Source organism: Streptomyces sp. TS71-3 (genome assembly GCF_018327685.1).
Classification (GTDB): domain Bacteria; phylum Actinomycetota; class Actinomycetes; order Streptomycetales; family Streptomycetaceae; genus Streptomyces.
Window position 1 is genome coordinate 4,438,447 of the sequence record NZ_BNEL01000001.1, and the last position, 12,334, is coordinate 4,450,780.

Annotated in this window: 7 protein-coding genes; 1 reads left to right on the top strand and 6 read right to left on the bottom strand. The window is 72.8% G+C overall.

Annotation, left to right across the window (positions count from 1 at the left end):
- The first annotated feature begins 157 nt into the window (after positions 1–157).
- Positions 158–1,087, top strand: coding sequence for a TioE family transcriptional regulator (locus Sm713_RS17935; RefSeq protein WP_212912085.1), 930 nt, complete (start codon positions 158–160; stop codon positions 1,085–1,087).
- An 18-nt stretch (positions 1,088–1,105) separates the two neighbouring features.
- On the opposite strand, the gene Sm713_RS17940 is transcribed toward Sm713_RS17935, so the two are convergent.
- The 6 genes from Sm713_RS17940 to Sm713_RS17965 form a co-directional block, all read right to left on the bottom strand.
- A complete protein-coding gene (locus Sm713_RS17940) occupies positions 1,106–2,176 on the bottom strand; it encodes a hypothetical protein (protein WP_212910606.1) in 1,071 nt (356 codons plus the stop codon).
- A gap of 253 nt (positions 2,177–2,429) precedes the next feature.
- Positions 2,430–5,192 carry a pyruvate dehydrogenase (acetyl-transferring), homodimeric type gene (gene aceE / locus Sm713_RS17945; RefSeq protein WP_212910607.1) on the bottom strand — a complete coding sequence of 921 codons (2,763 nt, stop codon included), beginning with the start codon at positions 5,190–5,192 and terminating at the stop codon, positions 2,430–2,432.
- A gap of 808 nt (positions 5,193–6,000) precedes the next feature.
- Positions 6,001–6,624: a GntR family transcriptional regulator gene (locus tag Sm713_RS17950; protein ID WP_212910608.1), complete on the bottom strand. Its 624-nt coding sequence runs from the start codon at positions 6,622–6,624 to the stop codon at positions 6,001–6,003.
- Positions 6,625–6,763: 139 nt separating this feature from the next.
- The gene (gene sucB / locus Sm713_RS17955) at positions 6,764–8,602 is read right to left on the bottom strand and encodes a 2-oxoglutarate dehydrogenase, E2 component, dihydrolipoamide succinyltransferase (protein ID WP_212910609.1); all 1,839 of its coding nucleotides are present in this window, start codon (positions 8,600–8,602) and stop codon (positions 6,764–6,766) included.
- A 206-nt stretch (positions 8,603–8,808) separates the two neighbouring features.
- The gene (gene lpdA, locus Sm713_RS17960; RefSeq protein ID WP_212910610.1) at positions 8,809–10,197 is read right to left on the bottom strand and encodes a dihydrolipoyl dehydrogenase; all 1,389 of its coding nucleotides are present in this window, start codon (positions 10,195–10,197) and stop codon (positions 8,809–8,811) included.
- 471 nt (positions 10,198–10,668) lie between these two features.
- Positions 10,669–12,228, bottom strand: coding sequence for a leucyl aminopeptidase (locus tag Sm713_RS17965; RefSeq protein ID WP_212910611.1), 1,560 nt, complete (start codon positions 12,226–12,228; stop codon positions 10,669–10,671).
- Positions 12,229–12,334 lie beyond the last annotated feature (106 nt).

Genomic DNA, 12,334 nt, shown 5'->3' on the forward strand with positions numbered 1-12,334 from the left:
GGGGCCGCGGCCCCATCGATCTGCTGTGTAAGGTCTGGGAACGGCCCAGGCGCGTGCCGTGCGTGTACCCGGGGGCAGGCGTGCAGGCCGCACACCGGAGGACTCGAACAGAGCGGGAGCCCCGACCGACTCGACCACGGGAGACCATGTGAGCCGTGTGCGGCTGCGGCCGGTCGACCTGGCCCGCGAGCACGGCCTGTCCACGCAGGCGGTGCGGAACTACGAGGCGGAGGGCATTCTTCCGCCTGCGGAGCGCACGGAGCACGGGTACCGGGTCTACACCCCACGGCACGCCATGGCGCTGCGGGTCTTCACCGCCCTCGTGCCGGCCCACGGCCACCAGGGCGCCGCGGCGATCCTGCGGGCCGTGCACCGCGGGGCCACCGAGGACGCCCTGGCGCTGATCGACGACGGCCACGCCCAGCTCCGGGAGGACCGGCGGACGCTGGCGTCGGTCGAACGGGCCCTGCGGGACCTGGAACCGGGCCGGGCACCCGGGCCGCCCGCCAAGGGGCCCTCGGCGCCGTTCTCCGGCCGATCACCCCTGCCGCCCGCCACCCGGGCCCCGGCGCCCGCACGGCCCGAGGCGATGTTCGTCGGGGACCTCGCCCGGCTGCTGGAGGTCCGGCCCGCGACCCTGCGCACGTGGGAGCGCGCCGGCCTGGTCGGGCCCCGGAGGGACCCGAGGACCGGCTACCGGGTGTACGGGCCCGCGGACGTCCGCGACGCCCGACTGGTCCGGCAGCTGAGGCGCGGCGGGTACCTGCTGGAGCAGATCATGCCGCTGCTCGACCAGGTACGGGCGGCCGGCGGCGTCGGCCCGCTGGAGGCCGCACTCGGCGACTGGCGCGCCCGCCTCACCCGGCGCGGCCTCGCCATGCTCGCCGCGGCGGCGGAGCTGAACGCCTACCTGGCCCACCCGCACGCCCCCGAGGCGCACGCCTCGGACACGAGCGCCCCGGATAGGGGCGAGACGGACATGGGCGAGATGGACACGAGCGAGACGGACATGGGCGAGAGGGACACGGGCGAGCCGGGCCGGGAGCCCGGCACAGACGGTCTCCCGGCCCGGGGCGGGCCCCGATAGCCCCGCCTCCGGTTCCCCTCACGCAGTGGGGCGGCTGAGGCCCGGCCGGGCACTCGTCCCTTCGGCCCGGCCGCGGCCGTACTCCGCGAGTGCGTGGAAGGCGGCCTTGGGCTCCCACGGGAGGCCCGGGTACGCGGAGCCGGTGCGGCCGCCGTCGAGGACCTTGACGATGCCGAAGGACGCCTTGTCGAAGTCGCGGTCGTCGTCGGTGTCCGAGTGCGGCAGGTCGTAGCGGGCGAAGGTGTTGACGAAGGCGGCGTCGACGCCGGAGCGTTCGAAGGCGCCGAGGAGGTCGCGCAGGTAGCCGGCCTGCTCCCCCTCGTCGCGGGCGACGGCGGTGGTGAACCGTGCCGGACGGGCGCGGTCGTCCCAGGCGATGACCGCATCGCCCCGGCCCGCCACGTCGCCGGCCCCCCGGTAGGTGGTGCATCCGAACTCCGTGACGGCGGCCGGTTTGCCGTGACCGGTCAGGGCGCGCAGGCCGTCGGCCAGCCGGTCGGCGTTCTGCGCGTCGCGGTAGCCGCCGTCGGTGGCCACGATGTCGAACGGCGCCCAGTCGACGCCCTCGATCGGAAGCGAGGCGTACCCGATCCGCCCGCCGAACCGGGCCCGCACCGCGGCCACCGCCTGGCCGAGGAAGGCGTTGACCCGGGCGGGGAGGCCGGGAAGCGCGGCCCGCAGCCGCGGCGGGTCCAAGAAGAGGGCGGTGCGCTCCTCAGGGGTGCCGCCGGGGAGGAAGCCGGTGGTGAAGAGGGAGATCTCCGAGCCGGTGAGGAAGACGACCTCGGCGCCTGCGCGACGCAGCCGTTCGGCGCGGTCGGCCGCGTCGGTGAGGAAGTCGAGGAGTCCGGCCTGGGTGAGACCGTTGGTGAACGGCGAGTACCAGACCTCCAGCCCGGCGTCCGCCGCGTGCCGTGCGGCCGTCTCCAGCCGCTCGCGCCCGCCGCCGGTGACGCGGACGGCGTCGCAGTGCAACTCGTCGCGGATGATGCGCATCTCATGCTGGACGGTCGCGGGGGCGAAGGGTTCTCGGCTGGTGGTTCCCGCGGAGCTGAAGCCGGTGTCGTAGGTGATGCCGAAGGCGCGCATGATGGGTCCCCTCTCCTTAAGTTATACGGTACTCAACGTACCCTAAATTTGCGCTGGGAGAGGTGGACGACGGATGTGGTACGTACGCTGAGTACCGTAAATCGGGGAACGAGGCCGGAGTGGACTTCCGGGCCGGGCCAGGCCCGGCCCCCTCGCACCGCACCCCCCACCCTCCGGAAACACGACCGCGCCCACCCGCCGGGAAGGACGGGTGGGCGCGGGGGGCACGGAACTGCCGGACGAGCCGGGTCGGTCAGGCCAGGTACCTCTCCCGGGCCTCCTTGACCGCCGTGGCCGGCACCTCGCCGCGGCGGGCGAGCTGGGCCAGCGCGGCCACGACCACGGACTCCGCGTCGATGCCGAAGTAGCGGCGGGCCGCGTCCCGGGTGTCGGAGATGCCGAAGCCGTCCGCGCCCAGGGACGTGTAGTCCTGCTCGACCCACTGCGCGATCTGGTCCGGTACCTGCCGCATGTAGTCGCTGACGGCCAGCACCGGGCCCTCCGCGCCCGCCAGCGCCTGCCGCACGAACGGCACCTGCTCCTCGCCGCGCAGGATCGCGTCGTCCGCGGCCATGGCGTCACGGCGCAGCTCGCTCCACGAGGTCGCGGACCACACGTCGGCGGCCACGCCCCACTCCTCGGCCAGCACCTTCTGCGCCGCGAGCACCCAGTGGATCGCGGTCCCCGACGCGAGGAGCTGGATGCGGGGGGCGCCCGCCGGAGGTGTCAGGCCCGCCGACTCCGCGGTGTTGAAGCGGTAGAGGCCCCTGACGATGCCCTCGTCGACGCCGTCCGGCTTCGCGGGCTGCGGCATCGGCTCGTTGTAGACGGTGAGGTAGTAGAAGACGTTCCGGTCGTCCTCACTCTGGCCCGTGACGCTCTCGGAGAGCTCGCCGTACATCCGCGCGAGCCCTTCCTTGACGATGGCCGCCGTCTCGTAGGCGAACGCCGGGTCGTACGCGAGCGCCGCCGGGTTCGTCGCGGCGATCAGCGGCGACTGGCCGTCCGCGTGCTGGAGGCCCTCGCCGGTGAGCGTGGTGCGGCCCGCGGTGGCGCCGACCAGGAAGCCCCGGCCGAGCTGGTCGCCGAGCTGCCACATCTGGTCGCCGGTGCGCTGCCAGCCGAACATCGAGTAGAAGATGTAGAACGGGATCATCACCTCGCCGTGCGTGGCGTACGAGGTCGACGCGGCGATGAAGTCCGCCATCGAGCCGGCCTCGGTGATGCCCTCGTTGAGGATCTGGCCCGTCTCCGACTCGCGGTAGTACATGAGCTGGTCGCGGTCGACCGGCTCGTACGTCTGCCCCTTGGGGGAGTAGATGCCGAGGGACGGGAAGAGCGACTCCATGCCGAAGGTGCGGGCCTCGTCCGGCACGATCGGCACCCAGCGCCTGCCCGACTCCTTGTCCCGGATCAGGTCCTTCACCAGGCGTACGAACGCCATGGTGGTGGCCACCGGCTGGGAGCCCGAGCCCTTGTCGAACGCGGCGAACGCCTTCTCGGCCGGCGCGGGCAGCGGGGCGACGGGGTGCACCCGGCGCGCCGGGGCGGGGCCGCCGAGCGCGGCACGGCGCTCCTGGAGGTAGCGCACCTCGGGGGAGTCGGCGCCCGGGTGGGCATAGGGCACCTGGCCCTCGTCGAAGGCGCTGTCCGAGATGGGCAGGTCGAGCAGGTCCCGCATGGTCTTGAACTCGTCGACCGTGAGCTTCTTCATCTGGTGGTTCGCGTTCTTCGACGCGAAGCCCTGGCCCAGCGTGAAGCCCTTGACGGTCTGCACGAGTATGACGGTCGGGGTGCCCTTGTGCGCCAGGGCCGCCTTGTACGCCGCGTACACCTTGCGGGGCTCGTGGCCGCCGCGGGAGAGGTGGAAGCACTCCAGGATCTTGTCGTCCGACAGCAGCTTCGCCATCTCGACGAGCGCCGGGTCGGAGCCGAAGAAGCTCTCGCGGATGTAGCTCGCGTCACGGGTCTGGTACGTCTGGACCTGGGCGTCCGGCACCTCGCGCAGCCTGCGGACCAGCGCGCCCGTGGTGTCCAGCTGCAGCAGCTCGTCCCAGGCGGTGCCCCACAGCGACTTGACGACGTTCCAGCCGGCGCCGCGGAACTGGGCCTCCAGCTCCTGCACGATCTTGAAGTTGGCGCGGACCGGGCCGTCCAGGCGCTGGAGGTTGCAGTTGATGACGAAGGTCAGGTTGTCCAGGCCCTCGCGGGCGGCCAGCGCGAGCGCGGCCGTCGACTCCGGCTCGTCCATCTCGCCGTCACCCAGGAACGCCCACACGTGCGACTGCGACGCGTCCTTGATGCCGCGTGCGGTCAGGTAGCGGTTGAACCGGGCCTGGTAGATCGCGGAGAGCGGGCCGAGGCCCATGGAGACGGTGGGGAACTCCCACAGCCAGGGCAGCCGGCGCGGGTGCGGGTAGGACGGCACGCCCTTGCCCGCGGCCTCGCGGCGGAAGTTGTCCAGGTTCTCCTCGGTCAGCCGGCCGTCGAGGAAGGCGCGGGCGTAGATGCCGGGGGAGGCGTGGCCCTGTACGTAGAGCTGGTCGCCCGAGCCGCCTACCGTCCCGTTGCCCTCCTTGCCGTGGAAGAAGTGGTTGAAGCCGATCTCGTAGAGCCACGCGGCGGAGGCGAAGGTGGCGATGTGCCCGCCGACGCCGTGCTTCGAACCGCGGGTGACCATCGCCGCGGCGTTCCAGCGGTTCCAGGCGGTGATCCTGGCCTCCATCGCCTCGTCGCCGTCCACGGCGGGCTCGTCGGCGGTGGGGATGGTGTTGACGTAGTCGGTCTCCAGCAGCTTCGGCAGCGCCAGACCGGCTCCCTCGGCGCGCTCCAGCGTGCGGCGCATCAGGTAGGCGGCGCGGTGCGGGCCGGCCGCCTCGGTGACGGCGTCGAGGGACGCCTGCCACTCGGCCGTCTCCTCCGGGTCCCGGTCGGGGAGCTGGTCCAGCTCGCTCGGCTGCGGGGGGATCGCCCCGGCCGTGCGGAGTCGGGACGGGGAGAGGGTGGGGTCGGTCATGTCGCCGCCTTCCAGTCGAAGGGGGTCCTCGTCGATGAGGTTAGGGTTGCCCTTGATCTTTGGCAGGACAGGGCGTGAGGCTCTGGTGGAAGCCCAGGGAGACTCTAAGGCCCTGATCGATGATCGATCAAAGGATTCCAGGCAAAACTTGCGGGAAACGGAAAACTAGGCACAGCGTGCCTCGGCCATGTGCACCCGGTGCCTTTGTTTCCAAGGCCGAGCGTGGTGAACGGCACGTGTACGGACCGCGTGCACCCGGGTGCCCGGTGCAATTGCCTTCGGGCCGGCCCGGCCCGCCCCCGGTCCACCGGTGAGTGGTGGTTGCTCGCGCCCAAGCGGCGGAGCCGTACATCGCCACAGCCTCGCGCCCCTGACGGGGTGCTGTTGTCGCCCCGGCCGCCCCGGCGTACCCAGGGGCACGGGGAGTGCGCGAGCAACCACCCACCCGCCGGTGGTCCGGACACGACAGAACCAGCCCCCTGGGGACGGTGACGACCTGACGGTGTCGTCGTGGCTGGTCGCGCAGTTCCCCGCGCCCCTGGGTCGTGTCCGGCGGATCTTCGTGGGCCCGCGACTCCCCCACTGCCTGAAGGGCGTGGGTGGGGGTACCTCCCACGCCCGTTCAGGGCAGTGGGGGAGTGCCCCCAGCACCGCACCTCGCCGCGTTGTCGGAGTCATCCGGGTACGCCCAGTACGAGGATGATCCTCCGCCTTGCGATGCACGGCACCAGACGCCGCAGGCTGATCCACGAAGATCCGCCGGACACGACCTAGGCGGGCCGGGGCGGCCCGGTACCGAATCGCGCCGTCAGGCGCGCGGTGCGCAGCCCAGGACGTGGACCTTGACCAGCTCGCCGATGCGCGGGTCACGCCTGCGGAAGGCGTCGACGAGATCCTCGTGCTCCTCCGCGTACGACTGCTGGACCGTGCCCAGCCAGCGGATCGACAGGGCCGTGAAGACCTCGATGCCGAGCCCCTCCCAGGTGTGCAGCAGCACGCCGTTCCTGGCGGCGCGCACCAGCTCGCGGTGGAAGGCCACCGTGTGCCGCACCTGCGCGGTGCCGTCGGACCCGCGGTCGGCCTCGTAGAGCGCGGCCACGTGCGGCTCCAGGGCGGAGCAGTCCAGCGCCAGCCGGTCCGCGGCCAGCTCCGCCGCGATCTGCTCCAGGCCCGCCCGGACCGGGTAGCTCTCCTCCAGGTCCGCCGCCGTCAGATTCCGTACCCGCACCCCCTTGTTGGGCGCCGACTCGATCAGCCGCAGCGACTCCAGCTCGCGCAGAGCCTCCCGGACGGGGGTCTGGCTGACCTCCAGCTCGGTCGCGATCCGCCGCTCCACGATCCGCTCACCGGGCTGCCAGCGGCCGCTCACGATCCCTTCCACGATGTGCTCGCGGATCTGCTCGCGCAGCGAGTGGACGACCGGCGTGGTCATGAAAGCTCCTTCGGGCCTCGACCCAGGGGGGGTACCTGAAGACAATACGGCCGCGCCCCCGTCCGGAGTGCTCCGGACGGGGGCGCCTGGTTCATGTGAGACGAGCCTTACACGGCTGCGTCAGGACATCGGTGGAAGATCACAGACCGAGCTCGACCTCGAACTCCCCGGCCTCCAGGATCGCCTTGACCGTGGTCAGGTAGCGGGCGGCGTCGGCGCCGTCCACCAGCCTGTGGTCGTAGGAGAGCACCAGGTAGGTCATGTCGCGCACGCCGATCACCGTGCCCTCGGCGGTCTCGATGACGGCCGGCCGCTTGACCGTCGCCCCGATGCCGAGGATGGCGGCCTGGTTCGGCGGCACGATGATCGTGTCGAACAGGGCGCCGCGCGAACCGGTGTTGGAGATGGTGAACGTCGCGCCCGCCAGCTCGTCCGGGGTGATCTTGCTGGAGCGCACGGCCCCGGCCAGCTCCGCGGTCTTCTTGGAGATGCCGGCGAGGTTCAGGTCGCCCGCGTTCTTGATGACCGGCGTCATCAGCCCGCGCTCGGAGTCCACGGCGATGCCGATGTTCTCCGTGTCGAAGTACGTGATGGTGCCCTCGGCGGCGTTGATCCGGGCGTTGACGACCGGGTGCGCCTTCAGCGCCTGGGCCGCCGCCTTCACGTAGAACGGCATCGGGGACAGCTTCACGCCCTCGCGGGCCGCGAAGGACTCCTTGGCCCGCTCGCGCAGCCGCATCAGCTTGGTGACGTCCACCTCGACGACCGAGGACAGCTGCGCCTGGTCGTGCAGGGCCTTCATCATGTTGTCGCCGATGACCTTGCGCATCCGGGTCATCTTGACCGTCTGGCCGCGCAGCGGCGACGGCTCCAGGGACGGGGCCTTCGAAGGAGCAGCGGGGGCGGCGGCCTGGGGGGCCGGCGCGGGGGCCTGGGCCGCGGCCTTCTTCGCCTCGGCGGCGGCCTGGACGTCCTGCTTGCGGATCCGGCCACCGACGCCGGTGCCCTTCACGGTGGACAGGTCGACGCCGTTCTCCGTGGCGAGCTTGCGCACCAGCGGGGTGACGTACGCGCCCTCGTCACCCGAGACCGCGGCCGGGCTCGTCGGAGCCGCCGCGGCGGGCGCCGGAGCCGGCTGGGCGGCCGGCGCCTGCGGAGCGGGCTGCGCGGGCGCGGCCGGCTGCGGGGCGGGGGCGGGGGCCGGGGGAGCCTGCGGAGCCGGAGCCGCCGGGGCGGGCGCGGCCGGGGCCTCGGCCGCCGGGGCGGGCTGGGCGGCGGGCGCGGGCTCCTGCGGGGCGGGTGCCGCGGCCGGTGCGGCGCCCGGGGCACCGATCACCGCGAGCCTGGCACCCACCTCGGCGGTCTCGTCCTCGCCGACGACGATCTCCAGCAGCACGCCGCCCGTGGGCGACGGGATCTCCGTGTCGACCTTGTCGGTGGAGACCTCCAGCAGCGGCTCGTCGGCCTCGACGGAGTCGCCGACCGCCTTGAGCCAGCGGGTCACGGTGCCCTCGGTGACGCTCTCGCCCAGCGCGGGCAGCACCACGTCGGTGCCCTCGGCGGAGCCCCCGCCAGCGGCGGCCTCGGCGGTCGGCGCGGGAGCGGGCTGCGCGGCCTCGGTGGAGGGGGCCGCGGCGGGCTGCGGGGCGGGCTCGGGCTGCGGCTGCGCGGCGGGGGCCGGCTCGGGCTCCGGGGCCGGGGCCGGCTGCTCCTGGGCGGCGGGCTGCGCGGGCGCGCCGGAGCCGTCGTCGATGACCGCCAGCTCCGCGCCGACCTCGACGGTCTCGTCCTCGGCGACCTTGATGGCGGACAGCACGCCCGAGGCGGGCGAGGGGATCTCGGTGTCGACCTTGTCGGTGGAGACCTCGAGCAGTGGCTCGTCGGCCTCGACGGACTCGCCCTCGGCCTTCAGCCAGCGGGTGACAGTGCCCTCGGTGACGCTCTCCCCGAGCGCCGGAAGGGTTACGGAAACCGCCATGGTTTCAGTTGCTCCTTACGAAAAGTGCGGAAGTCTGAGGGCGTCGCGCCCAGTGTCGGTAGTCCCCCACTGCCCTGAACGGGCGTGGGAGGTGCCCCCGCCCACGCCCTCGCGGCCGTGGGGGACGGTGCGCCGGCCGGCACAGCAAGGCCCGCCCGGCCGGCAGGGGCCGGGCGGGCGAGCCGGGCCGACAGCAGTCGGCCAGGTCAGTCATGGGAGTGCAGCGGCTTGCCCGCCAGTGCCAGGTGGGCTTCGCCGAGCGCCTCGCTTTGCGTCGGGTGGGCGTGGATGAGCTGGGCGACCTCGGAGGGCAGGGCCTCCCAGTTGTAGATCAGCTGGGCCTCGCCGACCTGCTCGCCGATCCGCTCGCCGACCATGTGGAGGCCGACCACGGCACCGTCCTTGACCTGCACGAGCTTGATCTCGCCGGCCGTCTTCAGGATCTTGCTCCGGCCGTTGCCCGCGAGGTTGTACTTGAGCGCGACGACCTTGTCCGCGCCGTAGATCTCCTTCGCCCGCTCCTCGGTGATGCCCACCGAGGCGACTTCCGGCTGGCAGTACGTGACCCGCGGCACGCCGTCGTAGTCGACCGGCACCGTCTTCAGGCCCGCGAGGCGCTCCGCGACCAGGATGCCCTCGGCGAAGCCGACGTGGGCGAGCTGGAGGGTGGGGGCCAGGTCGCCCACGGCGGAGATGGTCGGGACGTTCGTCTGCATGTACTCGTCGACGAGGACGAAGCCGCGGTCCATGGCGACGCCCGCTTCCTCGTACCCGAGGCCCTGGGAGACCGGGCCGCGGCCGATGGCGACCAGCAGCACCTCGGCCTCGAAGGTCTTGCCGTCGGCCAGCGTGACCCGCACGCCGTCCTGCGTGTACTCCGCCTTCTCGAAGAACGTGCCGAGGTTGAACTTGATCCCGCGCTTGCGGAAGGCGCGCTCCAGCAGCTTCGAGCTGTTCTCGTCCTCGACGGGGACGAGGTGCTTCAGGCCCTCGACGACGGTGACGTCCGTGCCGAACGACTTCCACGCGGACGCGAACTCGACGCCGATCACGCCGCCGCCCAGGATGATCGCCGACTTCGGGACGCGGTCCAGGACGAGCGCGTGGTCCGAGGAGATGATGCGGTCGCCGTCGATCTCCAGGCCCGGCAGCGTCTTCGGCACGGAGCCGGTCGCGAGCAGGACGTGGCGGCCCTGGACGCGCCGGTCGCCGACGTCCACGGACGTCGGCGAGGAGAGGCGGCCCTCGCCCTCGATGTAGGTGACCTTGCGCGAGGCGATCAGACCCTGCAGGCCCTTGTAGAGCCCCGAGACCACGTCGTCCTTGTACTTGTGTACGGCGGCCATGTCGATGCCCTCGAACGTGGCCCTGACTCCGAACTGCTCGGACTCCCGGGCCTGGTCCGCGATCTCACCGGCGTGCAGCAGAGCCTTGGTGGGGATGCAGCCGCGGTGCAGGCAGGTGCCGCCGACCTTGCCCTTCTCGATCAGGGCGACGTCCAGACCAAGCTGCGCCCCGCGCAGCGCCGCGGCGTACCCGCCGCTGCCACCGCCGAGGATCACTAGGTCGAAAACGGTGCTGGCGTCGTTCGCCACGTCACGTCCTCCATGCATATGTGCCGTGCGACGGGGTCCCGGACTCTGCGGGACGCCGGCCGGTCGGCTGGTGTTCGGCCGCTCGTTCTCCGGCCCTGTGGTGGGGGCCCTGTCCTGCCGGAAACCCATCTTTGCACCTCTTGACGGGCGGCGGGACGCGGGGCCGGGGAGATACGCCGTAATCAGGGATTACGCCTGCGTATGAACGTGACTGGGGCGGAACATGTTCCAAGCCGGGCTCGGCCGGCGGCTCGGCCCCGCTCCGGGGCGGGTGCGGGGCGGGCGCGGGCCTGTCCGGGCTCCGCTCGGTGATTCTCCGTGCGCGTGTCGTGCGGGGCTCGGCGGTGCGGAGCCCGGCGGTGCCGGGCTCCGGGTGGCCGGCCGGGACGGCCGGCCGAAGGGGTGGGGGACCGCACGCGCCGTGGTGACGCGTGCGTGCGGGTCCCCGCGCCCCTCCGGGGCGCCCCGGGGTCAGAGCACCTTGCCCTCGGCGGCCGCCTCGGCGAGGCGGACCAGGGTGCGGACCGCGGTGCCGGTGCCGCCCTTGGGGGTGTAGCCGAAGGGGCCCTGCTCGTTGAAGGCCGGCCCGGCGATGTCGAGGTGCGCCCACGTGATGTCGTCGCCGACGAACTCGCGCAGGAACAGGCCGGCGACCAGGCCGCCGCCCTGCCGCTCGCCCATGTTGGCGATGTCGGCCGTCGGCGACTCCATGCCCTTGAGCAGGTGCTCCGGCAGCGGCATCGGCCAGGACGGCTCGCCCGCCCCCTCGGCGATCTCGTGGACGGCGGTGCGGAACGCCTCGTCGTTGGACATGATCCCGAAGAGGCGGTTGCCGAGCGCCACCATCATCGCGCCGGTGAGCGTGGCCACGTCGACGATCACGTCGGGTTTGTCCTCGGACGCCTTGGCGATGGCGTCGGCCAGCACGAGGCGGCCCTCCGCGTCGGTGTTCAGCACCTCCACCGTGGTGCCCGAGTACATCCGCAGCACGTCGCCGGGGCGCACGGCCGAGCCCGAGGGCATGTTCTCGGCGAGCGCGAGCCAGCTGGTGACGTTCACCTTCAGGCCGAGCCGGGCCGCGGCGACGACGGCGGCGAACACGGCGGCGGCGCCGCTCATGTCGCACTTCATCGTCTCGTTGTGCCCCGGGGGCTTCAGGGAGATGCCGCCCGAGTCGTAGGTGATGCCCTTGCCGATGAACGCCAGCGACTTCCTGGCCCCCGGGTGCGTGTAGGTGAGCTTCACCAGGCGGGGCGGCGACGCCGAGCCGGCGCCCACCCCGAGGATGCCGCCGTAGCCGCCCTTGACCAGCGCCTTCTCGTCGAGCACCTGCACCTTGATGCCGTGCTCCTTGGCGGCGGCACTGGCCAGGGTCGCGAACGTCTCGGGGTCGAGGTCGTTCGGCGGGGTGTTGATGAGGTCGCGGGCGCGGTTCAGCTCCTCGCAGACAGCGGCGGCGCGTTCGAGGGCGGCCTTGTGGTCCTTGTCGCGCGGCTTGCCGCCGAGCAGGGTGGCCTCGGCGAGCGGCGGCTTGGCGTTCTTGCCGTTCTTGCCGCCGCGGCCACCCGAGCCGCCGCGGCCGGCCGCCTTGTACGTGTCGAAGCTGTAGGCGCCCAGGAGCGTGCCCTCGGCGACCGCCCCGACCGCGGCGGCGTCGGCGAGGGGAAGCGCGACGCCGGCCTTCTTGGCGCCGGCCAGCGCGCGTGCCGCGCAGCCGGCCGCGTGCCGCAGGGCCTCGGTCGCGTAGCCGCCGTCGCGCTCCGGGGCCGGGCCGAGGCCGACCGCGAGCACCACGGGCGTACGGAAGCCCTCCGGTGCCGGCAGCTTGGTCACCTCGCCCTCAGCTCCGGACGCGCCCAAGGTCTCCAGGACGGCGACGAGCTTGCCGTCGAAGGCCTCGTCGACGGCTTCCGCGCCGGGCGCGAGGACCAGGGTCCCGGACTTGGAGGCTGTGCCCTTGGCGACGCCTACCACGATCGCGTCGGCGCGCAGGCCGGCCGCGGCGGCGGTACTGAGAGTGAGATCAGTCACGGTGGTGAGTTCTCGCTTCCGTTGAGTTCCTCGGCCGGCCGGTGGGCCGACCGGACCGGACGGCAGCCGGCCCGTCCGGTGGCGGGCCCGGCTCCCCAGGAGCCTA